Here is a 23,839-nt window from a genome sequence, read left to right on the forward strand (position 1 = left end):
TGAATAATGATCGGTAAAAACATTGTCACACTGACGGAGTAAATAAATAGCATAAGACGTTTCTGCAATGTTAATAGTGAATGCACTTCAGTAACACCTGTTGGAATGAATTCATATTGACATTTTTAGATTTCATTTAAGTTTAAGGTGGTTTCTCATGAGTCAAGTTAATAATCTTGAGGGCGTCCTTCACGCCAAAAAAACGAATGTCAGATGGCATATCGTTATTATCCTCTTTATTATTACTGCAGTGAGCGTCGGTGACCGTTCGACGCTGGCGATTGCCGGTAAAGATATGTCTGCCGCGCTTGGCATTAACCCCGGCCAGATGGGTTGGGTATTCTCCGCGTTCGCCTGGGCCTACTGCCTGGCGCAGATTCCTGGTGGCTGGCTGCTTGACCGTTTTGGGTCGAAAAAAGTTTATCTTTGCGGCCTTTGCATGTGGTCAATTTTCACGCTACTGCAAGGCTGTGTGGAGATTTTCCACGGCTTCGGCGCAATTATTTGCTTTACCATTTTGCTGTTTCTTGTCGGTTTGTTTGAAGCGCCGGTGATGCCAGGCAACAGCCGTTTTGTTGCGGCCTGGTTCCCGTCAAAGGAGCGCGCCACCGCCGCAGCAATATTTAACTCCGCGCAATATTTCGCCACGGCTATTTTCGCACCAATTATGGGCTGGCTGACGCTCAATTATGGCTGGCAATCTATTTTTATCTTTATGGGTACACTGGGGATCGTTATTACTTTTGCCGCGGCGAAAGTGGTACATAATCCATTAAATCATCCGCGTGTTAATAGCGAAGAAATTGAGTACATTCGCCAGGGCGGCGCGCTGGTGGATATGGATCAGAGCAAAGTTAAAACCGGCCCGACATTTGACTTTAGTGCATTTAAACAATTAATCACCAACCGCATGTTACTCGGCGTCTATCTGGGCCAGTACTGCATTAACGTATTAACCTTCTTCTTTATTACCTGGTTTCCGCTCTATCTGGCGATGGAAAAAGGGCTGGATATCAAAACCGTCGGCTTTATCGCCGCGATCCCGGCTATTTGCGGCTTCCTCGGCGGCCTGACCGGCGGCGTGATCTCTGACCGTATTCTGCGTATCACCAAATCACTGTCGATTGCCCGTAAAACGCCCATCGTACTCGGCATGCTGCTCTCCATGGTGATGGTGTTCTGTAACTATGTGGACTCGATTTACCTGGTGGTTTTCTTTATGTCACTGGCTTTCCTCGGGAAAGGCATTGGCGCGTTGGGCTGGGCGGTGATGTCTGATACCGCGCCAAAAGAGATGGCTGGCGTGGCGGGCGGTTTCTTTAACCTGTGCGGTAACTTCGCCGGGATTATCTCGCCGGTGGTGATTGGCTACATCGTAAAAGCGACCGGCCATTTTGAGTGGGCGCTGGTGTTCGTGGCCGTCCATGCGCTGATTGCTATTTTCAGCTTCGTGGTGATTGTCGGTCCTATTAAGCGTATCGAACTGAACAACGCGAAAGCGCAGTAAGCTGCGCGAAAAAAAAGCCCCTCGCAAGGGGCTTTTTTATTTACAGCGCCATGTCGTGTTGCGGCGCGTTTTCCGTTTTTGGCGCGGCCGGTTTGGCTTGCGGCGTTGCGCTCTCTGGCATCTGAATCACCGGCGGTTTCACCAGTTGCAGCGTTGCGGCAGTGTCATCCCATACTTTCTGCGTCAGCGCCACGTTGCCGTTCATCTCCTGGCCGTAGCTCGGAACGATTTCACGGATTTTGCTCTGCCATTCCGCTGAATTGAACTGCTGCGGGAACATCTTCTTGATGACGTTCAGCGTAATCGGCGCAGCGGTAGAAGCGCCCGGTGACGCGCCCAGCAGTGCAGAAATGGTTTTCTGCTGATCGACCACCACTTCAGTGCCCAGCTTCAGCACGCCGCCCTTCTCTTCATCTTTCTTGATGATCTGTACGCGCTGGCCAGCCTGAATCAGTTTCCAGTCCTCTTTACGCGCCTGCGGATAGTACTCTTTCAGCGCCGCAAAACGGTCGTCATCGCTCAGCATTACCTGACCGACCAGGTATTTCACCAGATCAAAGTTGTCGAGACCTACATGGGTCATCGGCATAAAGTTGCTGGTAGTGGTGGTGCTCAGCAGGTCGAAGAACGAACCGTTTTTCAGGAATTTGGTAGAGAAAGTCGCAAATGGCCCGAACAGCACCACGCGTTTGCCATCGATAAAGCGGGCATCAATATGCGGTACTGACATCGGCGGCGCGCCCACAGAAGCCTGGCCGTACACTTTTTGCAGATGCTGGCTGGTGATCGCCGGGTTTTCGGTCATCAGGAAGGAACCGCCGACCGGGAAACCTGCGTAGTTATCCGCTTCCGGAATACCGGTTTTTTGCAGCAATTTCAGCGCACCGCCGCCAGCACCGATAAAGACATATTTCGCATCAATGGTGTGCTCGTTGCCGCTTTTCACATCTTTGATGGTGACATGCCAGGAGTTGTCGGCATTACGTTTAAAGTCGGTAACCTCAGAGGAGGTTTGTAGGGAGAAATTGCTGCTCTTTTTCAGGCTGCTTACCAGTTGGCGAGTAATTTCGCCGTAGTTCACATCCGTACCCACTGGCGTCCAGGTGGCGGCCACTTTCTGATTCGGATCGCGCCCTTCCATCACCAGCGGTGCCCACTGTTTAATTTGCTGATGGTCGGTGGAGAATTTCATGCCCTGGAATAACGTGGTTTGCTGTAAAGCTGCATAACGTTTTGCCAGATAATCGACGTTATCGCCCCAGACAAAACTCATGTGCGGGGTGGAATTAATAAAGTTATGCGGGTTATTTAATACGCCGCGTTTAATCTGCGCTGACCAGAATTGGCGGGAAATCATAAACTGCTCGTTAATTTCCAGCGCTTTGCTGACATCAATAGAACCGTCCGCACGTTGCGGCGTATAGTTCAGTTCCATATTGGCGGAGTGACCCGTACCGGCGTTATTCCAGCCGTTCGACGACTCCAGTGCGACAGCGTCGAGTTTCTCGACCATCACCTGTTTCCACTCCGGCTGTAATTCCTGCAGCCAGGTTCCCAGAGAAGCGCTCATGATGCCGCCGCCAATCAGCAGGAAGTCAGTTTTCTGATTCTCTTCCGCCCAGGCACTGGTCGCGGAACTGACGAGCAGCGCAACGGCGCTCAGCGATATAATTGTCTTTTTAATTGCAGGCATATTGATTAGGTTACATAGCAAGTGTGATTTGTGAAAACAGATATTAACGCATCTTTACGTTATTTTAAAATATCATTCACAACTTTGTTAAATACCCGCATTAATAGCTAACTGATTTTTTAAATTAAAAAAAGCAGTGGCATAAAGTGTGTGGAATTAATATTTCGAAGATTTATTTTAAAGTACAGAAATATCAAGCCGATTTTCGCCAGATAATAAATTGTGTTGTGAAAAATAAATGCGGAAAAACCCGCCAGCGCAGCGTCTGGCGGGCAGTAATATCAGGCTTCCGCCAGATGCGGTTTAGCCTCCTGCAGGGCAATGCGCAGGCTCTGGTGATTTTCCGCCAGTAAATCCCGCGCCTTCGCATTGTTCAGGCCGGTCAGTTGCATCAGGATCGCCGTACGGCAGTCATTATTGCAGGCAGCAAGCGCGCTCTTCGCCTGCTCGCGGTTACACTGCGTCGCCGCCATCACCAGCGCGATTTGCCGCTCGATCCAGTGGGTATTGTCGGGTTTAAGGTCAACGCGCAAATTGCTGTAGACTCGCCCGGTACGGATCGCCAGCCCGCTCGCCAGCATATTGAGGATCTGCTGCTGCGCCAGGCGCGCTTTCGGTTCGTTGAAACCGGCAATCACCTCAGCGCCCGTTTCCGGCGCTATCACGATATCCGCCATCTGCGCGGCCTCACTCTCGCGAACGTGGCTGAGCAGCGCAATGCACGCGCCAACCGACCAGGCATGGCGCAGCGCGCCCCACATCCACGGCGTTTTCCCGCTGACCGACAGCGCCACCAGCATATCCTGATGACCAAAGCGGATCGCCTGGAGATCGGCAACGCCCAGCGCGTAGTTCGCCGCCGCTTTTTCCTGATCCTGCCTTTTTGCCTCCGCGCCGCCCGCCATCAGCCCGATGAGCTGCGGGTGCGCGTCTGGCGCGAAATCCGCAACCATCTGTAGCGCGGCGCGCCCGGACGCCCCTGCCCCCACAATCACCACCCGACCGCCGCGATTTAGCGTGGCGCTGGCGTTATCCACCAGCCGGGCGATCTCCGGTAAACAGGCCCCTGTTGCGTTGGCGACTGCCAGGTCTTCGCGGTTGATGAGCGCCAGCATATCCTGCGTTGCCAGCCTGTCGATATCGGCTGTTTCTGTGTGGCGGCGTTCCATTACTGAACCGTTTGGCTTATTGCTCATACCCTGCTCCTTCTGAATGGTTCCACACACACTATAAGGTTATTTATTTGTTATACCTGCGAATGAGGTCACGCTTCCCGCCCCGGATTGGGTACTTTTCCTTTTTTCACACGGCTTTATGAAATCGTCGCCATCGGTGATAATAGGTTTCTTATTAAGAGAGAATCAGGTCTGGCATGAATGACTTAGCGTCTGCGGCGATAAAACCGCGCAAACGTCCAATGAAGCTCGGCACCACGGTGACATTAATGGTGTGCAGCGTCACCGGCTCCGTGCTGCTGCTGGCGTGTGCCCTGTGGTTTTGGCAAATCAGCAACGCCACGCGCGATGGGGTGAAAGAGACGGCGCTGGCAGTGGCCCGCACGCTGGCGGATGCGCCGGAGATCAAACGCGGTCTGCTGTTGCCGCCGAACAGTAACGTGATTCAGCCGATAGCTGCGGCGGTGACCACGCGCAATGATCTGCTTTACGCCATCGTCACGAATATGCAAGGGATTCGTTATTCGCATCCGAATGCCGCGATCATCGGGCAGAAGTTTATCGGCGATGATCTGCAGCCCGCGCTGCGCGGCAAAGAGAATGTGGCGATCAATCGCGGCACGTTGGGGCTGGCGCTGCGCGTATTTACGCCGGTTTATGACAGCCGCTATCAGCAAATTGGCGTGGTGGTGGTCGGCATTTCGCTCAGCAAAGTGCAGGATCAGGTAAACCGCAGCCGCTGGGCGGTGATGTGGACGCTGCTATTCAGCGCGCTGATTGGATCGCTCGGCATCTGGCAACTGGTGCGCGTGCTGAAACGCATTCTGCTGGGGCTGGAACCGTACGAAATCTCCGCGCAATTTAAGCAGCGACAGGCGATGTTACAGTCGCTTAAAGAAGGGGTGATTGCGGTAGATGCCGACGGTCGCGTCACGTTGCTTAATCACGCCGCGCGGCAGATGCTGTTGACCAATGCGGCCGATGGCGCTGCCGGGCACGGGCCTCTGCTGGCCGATCTGCTGGAGGTGTTGAAAACCGGAGTGCCAATTCAGGATCGCGAACTGGGCTGTAATGGCCTGCTGTTGCTGTGCAATACCGTGCCGGTGCGCAGCCAGAACACGATTATCGGTGCTATCAGCACGTTCCGTGATAAAACAGAAGTCAGCCAGTTGTTGCAAAGGCTGGATGGGATGGTGAACTATGTTGACGCCCTGCGCACCACTTCCCATGAATTTATGAATAAATTGCATGTGATCCTCGGCCTGCTGAATATGAAGCGTTATGACAAGCTGGAGGGTTATGTGCTGCAAACAGCGCAGAATTATCAGACTGATATTGGCGCCATTCAGCATCGAATTAAATCGCCTGTGGTCGCCGGTTTCCTGTTAGGTAAACTCAACCGGGCGAAAGAGCGCGGCGTGACCCTGACGCTGGCCGATGAAAGCCTGGTTCCTGATAATCCGAACGAAAAGCAGGTGACCGTGCTGGTAACGGTGCTCGGTAACCTGATAGAAAACGCGCTCGATGCGTTAAGCCAGCAAGCGGAGGGCGAAGTCAGCTTGCTGCTGCACTATCAGGATGGCTGGCTTGTCGGCGAGGTCAGCGACGATGGTCCTGGCATTGCGCCGGACAACATTGATGTTATTTTCCGCAAAGGTTTTTCGACCAAAGGCGATAACCGTGGCGTTGGGCTATTTCTTGCCAGTCAGCAGCTTACCGAGCTGGGCGGAACCCTGACCGTTGAATCCGAGCCCGGCGTATTTACCCAATTTTTTGTCCATCTCCCCTGGGATAGTGAAAGGAAGACAGCGTGATAAATGTATTAATTGTTGACGATGATGCCATGGTAGCAGAACTGAACCGCATGTATGTGACGCAGATTGCCGACTTTCAGTGCTGCGGGACTGCGTCGTCGCTGCATCAGGCTGAGGAGATGATTAAAGATCCGCTGCGCGATATCGATCTGGTGCTGCTGGATGTGTATATGCAACAGGACAGCGGGCTCGATCTGCTGCCGATTATTCGCGCCAGCGGGCGCGCTATCGACGTCATTATGATTACGTCGTCTGCCGATGCCGCTACCATTCAGACCTCACTGTACTACGGTGTGGTCGATTACTTAATTAAACCGTTCCAGTTCCCGCGTTTCGAAGAGGCGCTCACTACGTGGCGCGAAAAGCGCAAGCTGATGGATGCGCGTCCTTACTATGAGCAATCGGATGTGGATCGCCTGCTGCACGGCGGCGCACCGGAAGTGACTGACACTCGTCGTCTGCCAAAAGGGCTGACCGCGCAAACCCTGCGTACCATTTGTCAGTGGATTGACGCCCATCCGGGTATTGAATTTTCAACCGATGAACTGGCAAACGCAGTCAACATTTCTCGCGTCTCCTGCCGTAAGTATCTGATTTGGCTGGCGCAGATTAACATTCTCTACACCACCATTCACTATGGCGCCACCGGGCGACCGGTTTACCGCTATCAGTTAATTGCTGAACAGTACAGCCTGCTTAAGCAGTACAGTCAGTAAGCCGGTAGCTGGCATCGAGCGGCGTGAAGCGGAACTGACGCCGGGATGAGAGGGTAATTTCGCGGTTTTTGCTGACAAAAATCGCTTCAATATCCTGCCGCTGGCGCAGCAATGAGCAGCCCTTTTCAACACCCAGCCCAAACAGCAGCGTGGTCCAGATATCACCATCGAGGGAGTCGGTGGAAATCACGGTCACGCTGTCGAGCTCGTTATTCAGCGGATAGCCGCTGCGCGGATCGAGGATATGGTGCCATAGCTTGCCATCCTGCTCGAAATAGCGCTCATAAGTGCCGGATGTCACCACCGATTTGTTCACGACTTCAATCGAGCCCACCAGCGCATCGGCAGCGGCGAAGGGTTTTTTCACGCCGATGGTCCACCCGCCCTGTGGCGATCCCAGCGTTTGTACATTGCCGCCCAGGTTGATCAACCCGTCGCTGACGCCCTGTTGATGCAGGTAGTCGCGCACCCGGTCGGCGATAAATCCTTTAGCGATTGCCCCCAGATCGATCTCCATACCAGGCTGCGCCAGAAACACACTGGCGGCGGCATCATCAAGAATAACATCCTGCGGGCGCGTGATGCGCAGCCGCGCGGCAATCTCATCCGCGGGCGGAACGGAATCACCCTTAAAACCGATGCGCCACAGTTTCACCAGCGGGCCGATCGCCAGATTAAACGCGCTGTCGGGTAGTTGGCTGGCGGCTTTGGCGCATTTGATCAGTTCATACACCGGACGGCTGACGACAACCGGATGATGTCCGGCGGCGTGGTTGATGTCCATTACCTGCGAATCGGCACGGTTAACGGTAAAGAGATCTTCGTACTGTTTGATCAGCGAAAAAACGCGCGACGCGAGCGCTTCGTCGTGGGAGAAGAGTTTCAGCAGTATGGGCGAGCCCATCAGCACCGCAGAGTAGCTCCAGACACGGTTATCAGACATCGCACTCTCCTTCATTGACGGATACCTGCTTAACAGGCTTGCCAGCGGATTGAGTCCGGAAGATTTACGCAATCCATCTGCAACAAAGCCGCCACCCGGCAATAGTACCTGATGACGGCTCTGATTATCAGTGCTGTGAATAGCCGATTGCCCAGCTACAGCGTTTAACTACGTTTGGCGCGAACCGCCGCCTGATGTCCCGCCAGCGAACCGAAGATGATGATATCGGCAACCGCGTTACCGCCGATACGGTTACCGCCGTGGATACCGCCAACCACTTCACCCGCTGCATACGCGCCCGGAATGACCTGATGCGCGGTATTCAGCACTTCCGTTTCAGTGTTGATGGTCACGCCGCCCATGGTGTGGTGTACACCTGGCGCAATCTGAATGGCGTGGAACGGGCCTTCGTTAATCGGAGCACGCAGCGCGGTGGTACGACCGAAATCTTCATCGTGCTGTTTTTCCACAAAGCCATTGTAACGTTCAAGCGTGGCAAGGAACGCATGATAGTCAATGCCCAGTTTGTCCGCCAGTTCGCGCGGAGAGCTGGCGCTGGTCACCAGGCCTTTCGCAATGTACTCGTCAGCCGCTTTGTTTTTCGCTCTGACATGCTCATCAAACACGATGTAAGCGTAATGTTCCGGCAGCGCGATGATTGCCGCTGAGACTTTATCGCGGGTCGACATCTCATTGTAGAAGCGTTTGCCCTGCTGACTGACCAGAATTGCACCGCCGCCACGAATGGACTCAGAAACCAGATAGGAGGTTTTCTGCTCAACGGTCGGGTGGATCTGGATTTCGCCCATATCCACGGTTCCAGCACCCAGACGTTCCAGCAGTGCGATACCGCCGCCGGTTGCGCCTTTATGGTTGGTGGTGACGAAACCTTCCAGATCCGGACGGTATTTCACGACCATCGCGCTGTTGGCGCTGAAGCCGCCGGTCGCCACAATCACACTTTTCGCCTGAACATTCAGGGTTTCCTGCTCGTCATTCAGCAGACGTACGCCGCGCACTTCACCCTCAGTGAACAGGATCTCTTCGACGGACGTATCCAGCATCACATCGATGCCGCGTTTAGTGACGTTACGCACCAGGCCGCTAATCAGGTAACCGCCGACGGCCGATCCGTCACGCGGACGGTGCGTACGGTCGATGCTCATGCCGCCAGTTGTGGTAATGTCGTTCAGCATGATGCCGCGACGCGCCAGCCATTCGATCGCTTCCGGCGCATTTTCCACAAAGCGGCGCAGCAGTTCCGGGTTGTTTTTGTTACCGCCGCCTTTCAGCGTTTCAGCGAAGAACAGCTCTTTGCTGTCCTGGATGCCTTTTACGCGCTGGAAGCGGGTTTCTGCCGCGTTCATCCCGGCAGAGGCTTTAATGGTGTTACCACCGATGGTCGGCATTTTCTCAACGATCAGCACGCTTGCGCCTTCGTCGTGCGCCTGAATGGCTGCCGCCAGGCCAGCGCCGCCGCTACCTACCACCACGACATCGTAATTTTTCACGGCCAGGACATCGCCGCCCTCTTCGGCTACGCGCGCTTTGCTGGATTTCAGCATCGCTTTCGATACCGCTTTTTTCACTGCTTCGCTCTGGCTGGTTGCGCCGGAGATAGCATCGACATGCGGTGAATTGGCATCCAGGATGCGATCGCGGATCTCTTCAAAGCTGCTGGTGAACTCTACGCTTTGCGGCGCAGAGGCCAGTTCGATACCGGCAATACGGTCGGTTTCCAGGCTAACGTTAATCACCATTTCGCTGGTGTCGTCCTGTACCGTTTCAACGAACAGGCCCGGTTTAAATTTCGCTTCGCCCATGCTCATGTCGCGAATCATCGCTTCCACCAGCGAGAAGCGCCACAGCGGTTCCGGAATATTCAGCGCTTCACGCTGGGTGCTGTCGATAAACAAATCGAGGTTTTCACCCTTAGCGATGCGTGCCGCCCAGTCCGGATAAGCGATGCAGGCACGGCCCACGGCGATCAGATCGTAACCGTGATCCAGCCCCTGCTCTGCGTCAGCCGCGTTAACCACGCCGCCCACCCCCATCACCGGAACCTGCGCCAGGACGTCAGAGCGCATTGCGCAATATTTATCAATCAACGGCGTCGGATCGCTGGTGTCGTTAATGGAAGGACGCAGCGCCGCGCCAACAGAGAAGTGCAGGTAATCGACACCGCGCGCCGCCAGTTTTTCCAGCAGGAACATGGTGTCATCAAAGCGGATTCCAGGAACTTCCAGCTCTTCCGGCGAGAAGCGGTAACCAATAATAAAGGCATCATCCGCGTACTGACGCGCCATTTTGTGGGTGATATCCAGCACCGCCAGCGGGAATTTTGCGCGGTTATCGCGGCTGCCGCCCCACTCGTCATCACGCTGGTTCGAGTTCGGTGAGAAGAATTGCTGGATCAGGTAGGTATTGGCGCCGTGGATTTCCACGCCGTCAAAACCGGCCTGAATGGCGCGACGTACCGCTTCACCAAATTTCACCACCATCGCTTCAACTTCCGCTGTGGTCATCGCCACCGGCGTGGCGGCACCGTCACGCGGAGCGGCAATCGCGCTTGGCGCAATCGGTGTACGACCGCCAATCAGTTTTGGCTCGACCATGCGGCCGCCGTGGTAAATTTGCAGGATCGCTTTAGAGCCTTCAGCCTTGATGGCTTCGGCGATTTTTGCCAGACCGGCAATTTTTTCGTCGTTATCAATACCAATTGCGCCGGGGAATGCGAGACCCAGATCGTCAACAAAACAACACTCTACGATAATTGTCCCAATGCTACCGGCACGTACACGATAATATTCAACCAGTTCACTGGTGACAGTACCATCGTAATAACCGGTGCAGGTGGTCATCGGAGCCATTAACAAACGGTTTTTCAGTTCTACGCCGTTTGGTAATGTAAAGGGGCTGAGGATGCGCTCGTTGCTGGTCATATTTAACTCCAAATCTAAATTTATAAACTTTGAATTCGGTGACGGATTTATTTTTTATTTTCGTTTGGAAATCCATTTTTCGTGTATTTAATATACCTCTAATTCTATTTACAAAATTAATTACGTTAGTTAAAAAACTATTTAACCACCTTAATAACAGCACTACCTCTACTGTATTATCAATTTTAAATAATATATTCACATCATATTAATTACCGGTAACATTGCGATTACTTGATCAACGTAGCAAAGGTTTTCCCAAAGCCAAATAAAAACAAAACTATCAATTAGTTAGCGAATCAAAAGCGGCAAATGAGATTTATTATCAGCACCAATATTTAACAATTGAGATGTTTCTCACAGAATAACCACATACTGCTATGTGGGTATTAAAAAATATAAAAAAAACCTATAGTGCTTGCGTTTTTTTGATCTCAATCAAGAGCATTAGCGAGTGGAAGCGCAATATATAAAAACAGAAACTTTCCTAATTTAATGCAGATAAAGATGCGTTAGAAAAAACCCGGCAGAATATGAAAAGTCACAATAAAGAACTAAAGTAACTTATGTAAGTAAATAAAGTGACATTGAAATCTGCTACCGACCCCGAATTTTTAACTACTTGTAGATGCTCACTATGAAAGAGAAAACGACAACACCGCCGTCTGCCAGTGCAGCCAGTGCGAAAGGCGGAAATAAAAACCGCCTGATTATGATGGCGCTGCCGATTATCGTCGCAGTGCTCCTGCTATTTGTTCCGGTGCCGGAGGGCTTACCGCCTTTCGCGTGGCACTACTTCGCTATCTTTGTCGGCGTGATCGTAGGTTTGATCTTCGAACCGCTGCCGGGCGCCGTTATCGGTTTGACCGGCGTGGTGGTCATCGCGCTGTGCAGTCAGTGGCTGCTGTTTAGCCCTGAGCAGTTGGCCGATCCGAAATTCAAGCTCGCAGGCCAGTCCTTTAAATGGGCGGTGAGCGGTTTCGGTAACTCAACCGTCTGGCTGATCTTCGGCGCCTTTATGTTCGCCGCTGGTTACGATAAAACGCAGTTCGGTCGCCGCCTGGCGCTGATTCTGGTGAAATACCTTGGCCGCCGCAGCCTGACGCTCGGTTACGCTATCACCTTCGCTGATCTGCTGCTGGCACCGTTCACACCGTCTAACACCGCGCGCAGCGGGGGCACTATCTACCCGATTATTGCCAACCTGCCGCCGCTGTACGGTTCAAAACCGAACGATCCGAGCGCACGCCGCATTGGTTCCTACCTGATGTGGGTTGCCATCACCGCCGCCTGTATCACCAGTTCTATGTTCCTCTCCGCTCTTGCGCCGAACCTGCTGGCGCTGGCGCTGGTGAAAAGCACCGTCGGGATTAACATCTCCTGGGGGACCTGGTTTATCGCCTTCCTGCCGCTCGGCGTGCTGCTGATTCTGACTATGCCGCTGCTGGCTTACCTGTTCTACCCGCCAGAAGTAAAAGTGAATGATGAAGTGCCGCTGTGGGCGAGCCGCGAGCTGGAAAAACTGGGCAAAATGTCCCGTAACGAAATCCTGCTGCTGGTGTTTGTTTGCTGCGCGCTGCTGATGTGGATCTTCGCCGCCAACTTTATTGAACCGGCTCTGGCTGCGCTGTTGGTTGTAGTACTGATGCTGTGGACCGGCGTATTGACCTGGAACGACATTACCAGCAACAAACCGGCCTGGAACACCTTCGTGTGGTTCGCCACCCTGGTTGCGCTGGCCGATGGCCTCTCCTCCACCGGTTTCATTGCCTGGCTGGGTAAAGAAGGCGGCCTGCTGATGGCGGGTATCTCTCCGGGGATGGCAACCATTGCTCTGCTGCTGGCGTTCTACTTGCTGCACTATCTGTTTGCCAGCACCACTGCGCACACCACTGCCCTGCTGCCGGCGATGCTGACCATTGCTGCCACGATCCCGGGCATCAATATGGAAGTGGTTGTCCTGGTTCTGTGTACCTCTCTGGGTGTGATGGGCATCATCACTCCGTACGGTACTGGCCCGAGCCCGATTTACTACGGTAGCGGCTACCTGCCGACCAAAGACTACTGGCGTCTGGGCACCATCTTCGGTGCAATCTTCCTCGCCGCCCTGCTGTTGATTGGTTATCCGTGGATTACCATGATGTTCTGATTCACAACCGCCGGGCTTTCCCGGCGGTTTATTTTTATGGAGTAATGAGCTATGTCGAACAAACCTTTTGTATATCAGGATCCGTTCCCGCTGGCGAAAGACAATACGGAATATTACCTGCTGAGCCGTGAGCACGTTTCTGTCGCCGACTTTGACGGCCAGGAAGTCTTAAAAGTGGAACCCGAAGCGTTGATGCTGCTGGCGCAACAGGCTTTCCACGATGCCTCTTTCCTGCTGCGCACTTCCCACCAGAAACAGGTTGCGGCCATTCTGACTGACCCGGAAGCGAGCGAAAACGACAAATACGTCGCGTTGCAGTTCCTGCGTAACTCCGAAATTGCCGCCAAGGGCGTGCTGCCGACCTGCCAGGACACCGGCACGGCCATCATTATGGGTAAAAAAGGCCAGCGCGTATGGACCGGAGGCGGCGATGAAGCGGCGCTGGCTCGCGGTGTGTATAACACTTACACTGAAGATAACCTGCGCTATTCACAGAACGCGCCGCTGGATATGTACAAAGAAGTGAATACCGGCACCAACCTGCCGGCACAGATTGATCTCTACAGCGTGGATGGCGATGAGTATAAGTTCCTTTGCATCGCCAAAGGCGGCGGCTCAGCGAACAAAACCTATCTCTACCAGGAAACTAAGGCGCTGATCACCCCGGCGAAACTGAAAAACTACCTGGTTGAGAAGATGCGCTCTCTCGGCACGGCAGCCTGCCCGCCGTACCACATTGCGTTTGTTATTGGCGGCACGTCCGCTGAATCCACGCTGAAAACCGTGAAGCTGGCATCGACCCGTTACTATGATGGTCTGCCGACCGAAGGTAACGAGCACGGCCAGGCGTTCCGCGATGTGCAACTGGAACAGGAACTGATGCAGGAAGCGCAGAACCTCGGTCTCGGCGCACAGTTTGGCGGTAAATACTTCGCCCACGACATCCGCGTGATCCGTCTGCCGCGTCACGGCGCATCCTGCCCGATCGGCATGGGTGTCTCCTGCTCCGCCGATCGTAATATCAAAGCGAAGATCAACCGCGAAGGTATCTGGATTGAGAAAATGGAGCACAATCCGGGGCAGTACATTCCGGAAGCGCTGCGCCAACAGGGCGAAGGCAATGTGGCGAAAATCAATCTGAACCAGCCGATGAAAGATATCCTGGCGCAGCTTTCTGCGTTCCCGGTATCGACTCGTCTGTCGCTGAACGGCACCATCATCGTGGCGCGTGATATTGCCCATGCAAAACTGAAAGAGCTGATCGACAACGGCGAAGAGCTGCCGCAGTACGTGAAAGATCACCCGATCTATTATGCAGGCCCGGCAAAAACGCCTGAAGGTTATGCTTCCGGTTCCCTCGGCCCAACCACCGCAGGGCGTATGGATTCCTACGTGGATCTGCTGCAATCCCACGGCGCGAGCATGATCATGCTGGCGAAAGGCAACCGCAGCCAGCAAGTGACCGATGCCTGTGCCAAACACGGCGGTTTCTATCTGGGAAGTATTGGCGGCCCGGCTGCAGTACTGGCGCAGCAGAGCATTAAGAGCCTCGAATGCGTGGCTTACCCGGAACTGGGTATGGAAGCGATCTGGAAGATTGAAGTGGAGAACTTCCCGGCGTTTATTCTGGTGGATGACAAAGGTAACGACTTCTTCCAGCAGATCCAGAACAAACAGTGCGCAGGCTGTAGCCAGCGTTAAGATGTGAAAACACCCGGCCGGGAAACCCGCCGGGTGTTTTTTTAGGAGATCGGCCCAGGGCTTTGCTCCGCATATCAAAAATCGGTGAATATCTCCCGCTCGCGAGATCTGATTTACATCCAGACATGAAAAACCAGCATATAAGCCAGTTTTTTATAAAAATAAGATAGTATAAATAAAAAGAGATATATCAACGCCAGAAACTTAAAGATAATACGTTGTAATTCATCATCAATCCCGGCCATTCTGCTTTTATGGATGGATATAACCTTGATGATGATTATTTGTCTGAAATGGTTAACGCACTATTTTAACGTCCGAAACTTCCCGATTCAAAAATGTACTCCAGTCTTTCCTGATGTTCTCAGCAAGTTTCTTTAAATATTCGACATCCTCTTTATGAGTAACTTCATCATCTGTTAATAAAAAATCTTTACTAACATCAAAATGTGAATTTGGATAATAATTAGGTATTAATACTGAAAGTATCTATTTGTCAGCCGACCTGAGCAACTCAAAATCACCTCGTCGTGAACTGACAACAGATACTTTCATCTTAAACTTCCTTATTACGCCAGAAAACAATACCAAGTATCAGTTGTAAATATCGCATTGTCATTTAACCAGACGCGAAAAACCATCAGACAAGATCGTCAAATTCTTTTTTGCTTAATTCTCTTGATTGAAAAGAATTATAATTTGCGCGAATATTTTCAGAAATACTTTTAACGTAATCAACATCTAACGGTTTAACTATCTCATCAAACGAAAACAAAAAAAATCTCGCCCCATCAACTTTATAGTCACCTTCGGTAAACATTACCTTTAAAATAAATTCGTCATCTTTTTTTTGATAAAGTGTAAAATCCCACGGGTTTACTGATATTTTTTTAGGTTAGTCATAATATTTCTCCTGTAACTATATCTTTAACTATAAAATCCCTACCGTTAATCATGCCTTCTGTATTAACAACAGCCTCTAAGTCTCCCTTAGGTAGTTTTCCACCAGGTAACCACTCGCTATTCGCTCCCCACTCTTTTCCTGATGGCACTCGAGGAGAATATAGTTCCGTTGGTTTAAACTCAACCATTACCAGACTATCATTGCTTAATTGTTCCTCTGGTATACCTAGTTTAGAAGCAATAAGTTTTGGATCTCCATTAGCATCTCCGATGATTTTCGTTGCATTATCCTTAGTCAACACAATTTCCCTACGTTTACAGTCAATATAGTATTAATAGCAGAGTTGTCTGTGGTTGACTGTGAGTCAATAACCATTTCAGGAGCCCTCCTGGTAGATGCTGTTCAGGACCTTTAAAGTATTTATTACCTCTTGATGGGCTTCCTGGATTTAGCTCGCGAGGCCTGACGGATCGATCCCGGTAAGCGCATCCGGCGCCTTACTGATGCAGGTTTATCCCGCCCGCCAGCCCTATCGGGTCCTGCTGGGCAAAGCGTCCACAGTCCGGGTCGTAGTAGCGGAAAAGATTGTAGTGCAAGCCGGTTTCGCGATCCAGGTACTGCCCCTGCATGCGCAGGTTCTGGGCATATTCCGGTGTCTGGAGCGGCGTCTCACGCAACAGTTTGCCCCACGCGCTGTTTTGCGCTTCCCAGCGCAACTCCCCTTCGGCATCTGTCAGTCGCTCCGGCAAACCGTTTGGCTGATTGCGGAACCAGTAGATTTCCGGGTCGCTGATGCCATCGATTCGCGCCAGCGGATCGTAACTATCCTGATCGCTGTAGACATACGTCAGCGGTACATCGTCGTGAATTTCCTGCAGCAGACGCAAGCCATCCCAGACAATAGCCATCTTCCAGCAATGACATCACTGCCCGACATGTTTAAAAAGTTACTTCATAGTGATTCATTCGGTTATTTTCAGCCCTAACTTTTCAAAAAGACATACCGGACAAACTACAGCAAGATGATTTGATATTTTTCTAATAATCATTCTATCATTCATTTTTTTATTTACTCTATCTCTATCATATAAAATAAAACCATCCTCAGTATGATTAATGCCCATTCCCGTTAATAATGCACTATCTATAATAATATGCTGCCTACGCATATTTTCATCGGGATGTACAATAATCAATTCTACGACATCTTTTACGGGCAAATTCTTTTCCAATGCCTCACTTATAGTCTTTGAAACGGTCACATCACGAGCGACTGAATGTATTGGGCAAAGTGAAAACATAACCACCTCTTACTTAAGTAATTTTAAAATATACTTCATTTGCGCCCCAGGCTCAGTAGGGATATCCACGCCCCCACTTCTTAAAACATCGCATACATGTGTAACACAGCTTTGTGTTTTAAGATCATAAAGTGGCCCTTCTTTCTCAAGTTTCCCTCCTAAATATCTAATTGCTTCATCAGCTTTAGGCAATTGCACTTCTTTCAATTTTGCAGCAGGAGGTAGATGTTCAAAACCACGAGAAGTGACCATTGTGATTTCGCCTGGTGCGCCAGCCTGATGGGTATGTAAACTCATTCCATTAATTTTCACTTCAACAGAATAATGTCCAAAAGTATTGGTAGGGGATCGATTATCGTGCCAATGAATTACAGCCGTACCTGGTTGGTTTGATATTTTCGGAGAGCCGTGTCCTTGCTTAGAACTAGTATTTGAGCATTTCCTCTGACTCAACCCCCACGGATCCACCCACCCCAGCGCATTCGGTGCATACTGGTACAGGTTTATCCCGCCCGCCAGACCTATTGGGTCCTGCTGGGTAAAGCGCCCGCAGTCCGGGTCGTAGTAGCGGAAAAGATTGTAGTGCAAGCCGGTTTCGCGATCCAGGTACTGCCCCTGCATGCGCAGGTTCTGGGCATATTCCGGTGCCTGGAGCGGCGTCTCACGCAACAATTTGCCCCAGGCGCTATTTTGCGCTTCCCAGCGCAACTCCCCTTCGGCATCCGTCAGTCGCTCCGGCAAACCGTTTGGCTGATTGTGGAACCAGTAGATTTCCGGATCGCTGATGCCATCGATTCGCGCCAGCGGATCGTAACTATCCTGATCGCTGTAGACATACGTCAGCGGTATATCGTCGTGGATTTCCTGCAATAAGCGCAAGCCATCCCAGACAAAACGCGTGGTAACGGTACGTCCACTGGGTTCGCCTGCGCGCAACTGGCGGCGCGTTTTACTGATGCGTCGTCCCAGCGGATCGTAGCGGAAACTGACCTGAACCTGCGGTTTATTGCGATCCCGCGGCTGGCTAATGACCTCCGTTAAACGATGTTCGCCATCGTAACGGTAATGCCAGCGCGTCTGCCCATTGTCTTTTTCCACGGTGCGGCCGTGGATGTCGTACTGCCAGCGGATACCGTTCAGTTGCGTTACACGGTTGTGGCGCACTGACTGCTGCAACGAATTATCCGTCGGATTCCCTGCCGCATCCCAGCGCCACTGCTCCTGGCCGGGCAACGTCCCGTCCTGCGTCATCAGGCGGCCTGCATCATCATATTTCCAGCGATACCAGTCGAAGGGATTGTCGTTGCGCTCTTCACGGATCAGGTTATTACGGTAGTCATAATCCCAGCGGCGCGACCAGCGGCGAGGCGCCGGACGTTGCGCATTGCCGGTAAAGACATCCCGGCGATGTAAACGCCCGAGCCGATCGTACTCACTGCGGCTGGTGAGCAGCCCCTGAGTGCGGCTCACTTCCCGGTGCAAGGTATCACGGGTGAAATCACTGATCGGCAGATTGTCGAGCGCGATGCTCAACAGATGTCCGCTACCGTAGTAAAGCTGTTTCAGTTCTCGGCCATCGGGCAGTTGCGTGGCTGTGCGGTTACCCAGCGCGTCGTAGCGCCAGCCAAGCGTGCCGTTTTCCCCCTGCTCTCCGGTCACTCTGCCCAGCGCGTCGAAGGTAAAGCAAAGCTCCTGCTCGGCCTCCGTACTCCAGCTATTTTCATCAAGCGGCGGATGCACGCTAATGCGTTCCGGGAAACCTGCCCTTGACCAGTGCCAGCGCGTCTGCCCTTCCGGTGTGATGCGCGCCAGTAGTTGCCCGGTGGTGCTCCAGCTAAAACGGTGGGTGATCGCTTCGGGATGCCCGGCGGCAAAAGTCCGCGATAGCGTGCGCCCGCACGCATCGTAGGTGTAACGGCTGACCACACCGTCCAGCCCCTGCTCCTCCAGTAACAGTGAATCAGCGCCCCAGCGGAACTGATAAGCTTCACCGTTTTCATTGTGCAGAGCAATCAGTCGTCCACGGCAGTCCCAGCTTCGGCGTAGCGTTTCGCCCATGCTGTTGCGCGTGGTGACCAGCCGCCCGCTGTTGTCGTAATGGAACTCGCTGCAGCTACCGTCTGACGCTTCATGTTGTGCAGGCAAGCCCCGTTCGTTCCAGACCAGCGTTTCCTGCCAGCCTTCCGCCCGCTCAAGCTGGAGAGGTCGCCCGGCCGCATCGTAGTGATAACGTGTTTCTTCGCCATCCGCCGCCTGCACGGCCAGCAGCCAACCGAGCGGATGATAGTGATAACGCGTTATCTGCCCGGAACAGTCCGTCTCGCGGATCACCTGCCCGGCCTCGTTATACTCCTGACGACGGCTGTTCCCGGCAGCATCCACCTCTTCGATGATCTGACCGAACTCATCGCGTCGCCACAGTGTCGTATTGCCCAGCGCATCAACGGTACGCGCCAGACCAAAGTGTTCGTCGTAATAAAAGCGCGTCGCACTACCGCCAGGCTCGGTGATTACCGCAGGCAATGCGCGGTTTTCCAGCCATTGCGTGGCGCGGGAATTGCCTTCGGCGTCGATCTCCTCTACGCGATTGCCCATGTCGTCATAGACAAAGGTCACCGCGTTGCCGAGCGGATCGATGCGGCGGATAAGCTGTTCGTCGTCATTCCATTCATAGCGCCAGTTTTCGCCGCGCTCATCGACGAAGCGGACAATCAGCCCCTGCACATTCCAGTAGTGCTGGCGAGTTTGCCCGTCATAGGTGGTTACGGTGGTCAGCCCGGCCGCAAGATCGTAGCTGAAGAGGCTGCCATCGCCGGTGTTGGTGCGGTTTTCCACAACCCGCCAGTGATCAAACATCGCCCAGCGGTATTCGCTTTCCAGCCCGCTGGCCGCACGGTGCCAGACCATCAGCCCATCGTCGTTGTAACGAAATTCACGCCGCACAAGATCGGTGGCATCGGCAACGCTGGCAAGCTGTCCATGCGCATCGTAAGCCCAGCGAACCAGCGGCCAGTGACGTTCACCATCGAAATGGCTGGCCGACGTGGCGCGCTGCGGGAACCGGGCATCATCGTACGCCAGCGTCACATCGATGGCGCACGGCGCATCATGAATACTCACCAGTCTTCCCTGCTCATCCCAGCCGGTTTCCAGCGCATTACCATACTCATCACTGAGCGACGCAAGCCGCAATAGGGAAGGGTTAGTGCGAGTTGGCTTAAACAGCCGCCAGACCGCTCCATCATCGTCCGCAATAGCAACATCACCTTCCTCGTTGCGGCGGATAATCACCCCTTCGCTGATGCAGTACAGCGCGTGATCGACCGACGGCAAAGTGAAGCGCAGTTCGCGCCCGGTTTCATCAAACCAGGTGACCTCGTCGCTTTCCAGCGTCAGATAGCTGTCAAAAATCGTGGCCCAGCCGGGGCCGAACAACCCGGCCCGGGTGGTCAGGCTATTGTAACTACGCTGCAATTGCAGGGGAAAACGCCCCGGCAAAGCGAAATCCAGCTCGTTTTCATCGTTGAGCACCTTCACGCCGGTAGCCGCATGCACCGGGTGCGATGACCCGAATACGGCGTTCACCGCCATATCCGCCAGCATCCCGCCACCGGCTGCCGCCAGCGCACAGGGCATATTTTTGAGGATCTTTCCAGGTCGGCCACGGATCAGCGACAGGGCGATCATTGCCACTGCCAGCCCCGGCAACTTGCCGCTTTTAATATCGCGGACGGTCAGCGTCTCGCCGCCAATAATCACGTTTGGCGAAACATCGTCCGAGACAGTACCTTCGCAGGTGGTTTTGTCTTTTGCCCGCACCGCAGGCTGGTTATTAATAAAAACGCTTTTCGAACCCTGAGCGAGATACTGTGGCCCTGAATGTTTATCGCAGAGTACTTTGTCCTCTTCCAGTGGCGAAGTTCCGGCGTCAGCCGAGCCGACGGTTGGTTGCCACATCTCGCTGCCAATGTGTTTTGCTCCGGCGAGCAACATGCCCGCATAGTCGGCAAAACTGCCTGGTGATTGCGGTTCTGCTGGCGGGGTATCGCCTGTGGCAATGGTGCCCGCGGCCCTTGCTGCCAGCCTGTCATTGGTCAGCACATTAACCGAACCGGTAACGATCACCCCGGCCGGTGACGGCGGGAAAATCGCATCGCCAAGAGTGTTGGCAGCATTGCTGATGTCGTCGGTAATACCGGCCACATTAGCGAGGATACCGCCGATAATACCGCTCAACAGGCAACTGGAGCCAACGGCCGCGACGCCAGCCGCCGCAGCTCCCACTCCCAGTAGCGGCGCGGCGGCGGTGGCAGCGAAAGCCACCGCCGAACCGATGGCGGCATAAGCAACGCCTTCCGCCACAATGCTGGTAATATCCGCGAAAATGCTGGAATGGATAATTTTGTCGCCCTCACGGGCCGCGTGTTTATCGCTCATGCCACCGGTTCCGTTATGCGTGCAGCGTCAGACTTTGCTTGATGGCGTTCCAGCGTTCTGCGTCTTCATCGTTGAATGCGCGTAAAGCAGAGAGGGTAAAAATCATCACCACCGCCCCGCCCGGGGCCGCTACGGCAAACTGCTTTTGCCATATTTGCTGACCATTGCGCGTAAAAACGGTTTCCACTTCTACCGCCCGGGTTTTCTGTTCTGTGCCGATAAGGATGCGGGAAAACTCACTCTGCGCGATGTCGCCCATTTGCGTGCGCAGCACATCCCACTGACGATAAAACTCTTGTTCGAAGTCGCTGCCGTCCGGGATCGCGCCACGACTGACAATCAGCGAAAGCCCGCTCTCTTCGTCACGTAACATGGTCATGCTGGTATCCTGCCAGCTGGCAGGAAAAAGAGAAAAAGAACCTTCCGGGAGGGTGTATTGCATAATAAAACCCCGATGCCGAGATATAAGAATAAATAGAAATAAAAGAGGAAATAATTAAAGAGTACCTACCGCCAGAAAAATAAACTGGCGGTAAGTACGCGGTGAAAAGATTAAGCGTCGTAGTGGGTCATGGTGATTGTTCTAAGGCATTCCCTGTTCAATGCAGGAAAACCGAATCCCCAGGCAAGCTTTTTTTCATCGAGCGTCGTCAGGTAACCAAACGTTGTTCCCGGCAATTTTGCCCGCGGCACAAAACGCAACGTGATATCAGGAAAATGTTGTTTAACTTCATCAAACGTGATGCATTCTTCGCCAACGGAAAAAGAGATTAATGCGACAGTTCCATCACCATTCGATTTGAGACGAACATCAAGTTCACTGATCGTAACTCCGTCACTCAGCGTAAAAGGCGCGGACGTGAAACGATCTTTCGCGGTAGATGTAAAAGGAACCAGTGGCTGGTCTAAAAAGGTACTGACAGCATCGACTTTTTTGCCCCACACCGTCTTTAATGCTTTTGTCATCTGCCACAGAGAGTCATGGTTCATATTTTTTTGTTCCGCATGCGTAGTGAATGTAAAAAAAGAAGAGAGTAAAAGTACCGACAGACTTTTCGTTATCCTATTGGTCATAATAGCTCCCGTAATAATCGTTATAGTTTTGATTGGTTCCAGAAGCGGTTTCATATTTGCCGATGACCTTACCAATGGATTGCGCGGCACTATTCCTGGAAATTTCGCCATTAATCATTTTGTCATACGTTTGATTATAGACGGCCTCCGTTGCATCACTCCCTGCGGCGATACCAATATCATTACCGCCATTGCCGAGGATTTCTCGCTGAATCTTAATATTATTCAGCGTGGCACCACCTTCATCCATCAACTGGCTATTAATATAATTCTCACGGCTGGAGAGATCTGGCGTAACCGGATACATCGCATGGCCAGCTTCGTGTGCCAACGTTTGTACCGTTTCATTGGCATCAGCCATATGCTCAGGATCAATGACGATAAGTTTATTCTCCCCGCTGGCGTAACTGCCTCCTCCTGCAGAACCCGGTTGGATCGCCCAGTCCTTCTGTTTTAACTCTTTCAGCTGCGCCTGAAGCGTTGGGGATTTATTGATTTGGTTAAGCGTGTTTTCATCGAAAGGCATTATTTGGGATGACGTTGGATCATTTTTATAAACATAATCCCCTTTCAATGGCGGCGGGGCTTGATATTTTGCGGTCGATTTTTGGGTGTATGCCGGTGCTGCCGCCACGGGTGCGGCACGTTTAACGCCGCCTTGTGGAGAAAATTTCGCCTGTAGCGCAGCATCAATATCGCCTTTATGACCAGAACCTGGCGCAGTCGTCGGCGCTTTCGTGCCAGCCGCATTGAGATGCAGCTTACCGCCAGTGGTGATATGCCCATCTTCTTCCACGAAGAAATTGAAGGACTTACCGATCAGGTTGATTTTGCCATTGGCATTAAGCTCAATAGCGCTTTCGCCCGAGACCAGCCGCAACTGCGTGCCGGAAGCGAGGATATACTGCTCAACCACCGCATCCAGCTTGCCTTTTCCGGTCAGGATCTCCATTCCTCCTTTCACCGCCTGCGTCTGATTCGCTTCAACGCGATACAGTTCATTTTTGCGCACATAATGGCTGTGATTGCTACCAATCGAGCGCGAGGCATCATTTTTTACCTGCACATCCATATTACGTTCGGCCTGGATCCACACCTGCTCCTCCCCCGCTTTATCCTCAAAGCGCAGGGCGTTGGCATTATCAACTGAGCCATCTTTCGAGCGGCTGAGGAAGCCCATTTGCGTGGCGGCGGCGGGCAACGCCCACGGCGGCATGCTGGCCTCGTTGTAGACGCGACCGGTGATGATTGGCCGGTCCGGGTCGCCGTTGATGAAGTCGATCACCACTTCGTCGCCGACGCGCGGGATTTGTACCCCGCCAAAACCCTGGCCCGCCCAGGCGCTGGAGACGCGCACCCAGCAGGAGCTGGTGTCATCCCCCTTCGCCAGACGGTCCCAGTGGAACTTCACCTTCACCCGGCCATATTTGTCCGTCCAGATGCTCTCCCCCTGCGGGCCGACCACTTTCGCCGTCTGCGGGCC

Annotated in this window: 15 protein-coding genes and 1 pseudogene; 5 read left to right on the top strand and 11 right to left on the bottom strand. The window is 52.9% G+C overall.

All coding sequences use genetic code 11. The annotated features are described in order from the left end of the window. The first annotated feature begins 157 nt into the window (after positions 1-157). The gene (locus tag DK872_RS16110; RefSeq protein ID WP_035887374.1) at positions 158-1,507 is read left to right on the top strand and encodes an MFS transporter; all 1,350 of its coding nucleotides are present in this window, start codon (positions 158-160) and stop codon (positions 1,505-1,507) included. A 40-nt stretch (positions 1,508-1,547) separates the two neighbouring features. Here the strand turns inward: DK872_RS16110 and mqo are convergent, their stop codons facing one another. Next, the gene (gene mqo, locus DK872_RS16115; RefSeq protein WP_071920937.1) at positions 1,548-3,200 is read right to left on the bottom strand and encodes a malate dehydrogenase (quinone); all 1,653 of its coding nucleotides are present in this window, start codon (positions 3,198-3,200) and stop codon (positions 1,548-1,550) included. A gap of 281 nt (positions 3,201-3,481) precedes the next feature. Continuing rightward, the gene (locus DK872_RS16120; protein WP_035887378.1) at positions 3,482-4,396 is read right to left on the bottom strand and encodes an N-acetylmuramic acid 6-phosphate etherase; all 915 of its coding nucleotides are present in this window, start codon (positions 4,394-4,396) and stop codon (positions 3,482-3,484) included. A 176-nt stretch (positions 4,397-4,572) separates the two neighbouring features. Here DK872_RS16120 and DK872_RS16125 point away from each other — a divergent pair, with 176 nt between their 5' ends. Then, positions 4,573-6,189 (top strand): sensor histidine kinase, encoded by a 1,617-nt coding sequence (locus DK872_RS16125; RefSeq protein WP_161518535.1) that lies wholly within the window; start codon positions 4,573-4,575, stop codon positions 6,187-6,189. Next, the gene (gene dcuR, locus DK872_RS16130) at positions 6,186-6,905 is read left to right on the top strand and encodes a two-component system response regulator DcuR (protein WP_161518536.1); all 720 of its coding nucleotides are present in this window, start codon (positions 6,186-6,188) and stop codon (positions 6,903-6,905) included. The genes DK872_RS16125 and dcuR overlap by 4 nt, the downstream gene beginning before the upstream one ends. Here dcuR and DK872_RS16135 read toward each other — a convergent pair. Together DK872_RS16135 and DK872_RS16140 are read right to left on the bottom strand one after the other, a co-directional pair. Then, positions 6,886-7,848, bottom strand: coding sequence for an FAD:protein FMN transferase (locus DK872_RS16135; RefSeq protein ID WP_007371715.1), 963 nt, complete (start codon positions 7,846-7,848; stop codon positions 6,886-6,888). The genes dcuR and DK872_RS16135 overlap by 20 nt on opposite strands. A gap of 164 nt (positions 7,849-8,012) precedes the next feature. After that, positions 8,013-10,790, bottom strand: a complete 2,778-nt coding sequence (locus DK872_RS16140; protein ID WP_079517795.1) for a flavocytochrome c — start codon at positions 10,788-10,790, stop codon at positions 8,013-8,015. A gap of 637 nt (positions 10,791-11,427) precedes the next feature. Between DK872_RS16140 and DK872_RS16145 the strand changes: the two genes are divergently transcribed. After that, positions 11,428-12,939, top strand: coding sequence for an anion permease (locus DK872_RS16145; protein WP_007371713.1), 1,512 nt, complete (start codon positions 11,428-11,430; stop codon positions 12,937-12,939). Between the two features lie 51 nt (positions 12,940-12,990). Next, complete coding sequence (gene fumA, locus DK872_RS16150; protein ID WP_161518537.1) at positions 12,991-14,640, top strand: class I fumarate hydratase FumA; 1,650 nt, start codon at positions 12,991-12,993, stop codon at positions 14,638-14,640. Positions 14,641-15,539: 899 nt separating this feature from the next. Here the strand turns inward: fumA and DK872_RS27350 are convergent. From DK872_RS27350 to DK872_RS16180, 7 genes and pseudogenes are all read right to left on the bottom strand, one after another. Further along, positions 15,540-15,842 carry a hypothetical protein gene (locus DK872_RS27350; protein ID WP_071920942.1) on the bottom strand — a complete coding sequence of 101 codons (303 nt, stop codon included), beginning with the start codon at positions 15,840-15,842 and terminating at the stop codon, positions 15,540-15,542. A 156-nt stretch (positions 15,843-15,998) separates the two neighbouring features. Continuing rightward, positions 15,999-16,443 (bottom strand): annotated as a pseudogene (locus tag DK872_RS27920) (RHS repeat domain-containing protein); the annotation flags it as partial. Positions 16,444-16,506: 63 nt separating this feature from the next. Continuing rightward, entirely contained in the window at positions 16,507-16,845 is a 339-nt protein-coding gene (locus DK872_RS16160) for a hypothetical protein (RefSeq protein ID WP_079517793.1), read from the bottom strand. 9 nt (positions 16,846-16,854) lie between these two features. Further along, positions 16,855-21,282 carry an RHS repeat-associated core domain-containing protein gene (locus DK872_RS16165; RefSeq protein WP_161518538.1) on the bottom strand — a complete coding sequence of 1,476 codons (4,428 nt, stop codon included), beginning with the start codon at positions 21,280-21,282 and terminating at the stop codon, positions 16,855-16,857. 13 nt (positions 21,283-21,295) lie between these two features. Continuing rightward, on the bottom strand, positions 21,296-21,724 hold the full coding sequence (locus DK872_RS16170; RefSeq protein WP_071920944.1) for a DcrB-related protein: 429 nt from the start codon (positions 21,722-21,724) through the stop codon (positions 21,296-21,298). Positions 21,725-21,834: 110 nt separating this feature from the next. Further along, positions 21,835-22,356, bottom strand: coding sequence for a hypothetical protein (locus DK872_RS16175; protein WP_007371705.1), 522 nt, complete (start codon positions 22,354-22,356; stop codon positions 21,835-21,837). Next, on the bottom strand, positions 22,346-23,839 hold a 1,494-nt coding region (locus DK872_RS16180; RefSeq protein WP_161518539.1), incomplete at its 5' end, for a type VI secretion system Vgr family protein. The genes DK872_RS16175 and DK872_RS16180, both read right to left, overlap by 11 nt.

It is taken from the genome of Kosakonia sp. MH5 (assembly GCF_009935945.1).
Classification (GTDB): domain Bacteria; phylum Pseudomonadota; class Gammaproteobacteria; order Enterobacterales; family Enterobacteriaceae; genus Kosakonia; species Kosakonia radicincitans.

Coding starts and splice junctions, on each gene's coding strand:
- DK872_RS16175 (WP_007371705.1), bottom strand. CDS start 22,356: ATGACCAATAGGATAACGAAAAGTCTGTCGGTACTTTTACTCTCTTCT.
- DK872_RS16160 (WP_079517793.1), bottom strand. CDS start 16,845: ATGTTTTCACTTTGCCCAATACATTCAGTCGCTCGTGATGTGACCGTT.
- DK872_RS16145 (WP_007371713.1), top strand. CDS start 11,428: ATGAAAGAGAAAACGACAACACCGCCGTCTGCCAGTGCAGCCAGTGCG.
- DK872_RS16110 (WP_035887374.1), top strand. CDS start 158: ATGAGTCAAGTTAATAATCTTGAGGGCGTCCTTCACGCCAAAAAAACG.
- DK872_RS16165 (WP_161518538.1), bottom strand. CDS start 21,282: ATGAGCGATAAACACGCGGCCCGTGAGGGCGACAAAATTATCCATTCC.
- DK872_RS16170 (WP_071920944.1), bottom strand. CDS start 21,724: ATGCAATACACCCTCCCGGAAGGTTCTTTTTCTCTTTTTCCTGCCAGC.
- DK872_RS16135 (WP_007371715.1), bottom strand. CDS start 7,848: ATGTCTGATAACCGTGTCTGGAGCTACTCTGCGGTGCTGATGGGCTCG.
- DK872_RS16125 (WP_161518535.1), top strand. CDS start 4,573: ATGAATGACTTAGCGTCTGCGGCGATAAAACCGCGCAAACGTCCAATG.
- DK872_RS16140 (WP_079517795.1), bottom strand. CDS start 10,790: ATGACCAGCAACGAGCGCATCCTCAGCCCCTTTACATTACCAAACGGC.
- fumA (WP_161518537.1), top strand. CDS start 12,991: ATGTCGAACAAACCTTTTGTATATCAGGATCCGTTCCCGCTGGCGAAA.
- DK872_RS16120 (WP_035887378.1), bottom strand. CDS start 4,396: ATGAGCAATAAGCCAAACGGTTCAGTAATGGAACGCCGCCACACAGAA.
- mqo (WP_071920937.1), bottom strand. CDS start 3,200: ATGCCTGCAATTAAAAAGACAATTATATCGCTGAGCGCCGTTGCGCTG.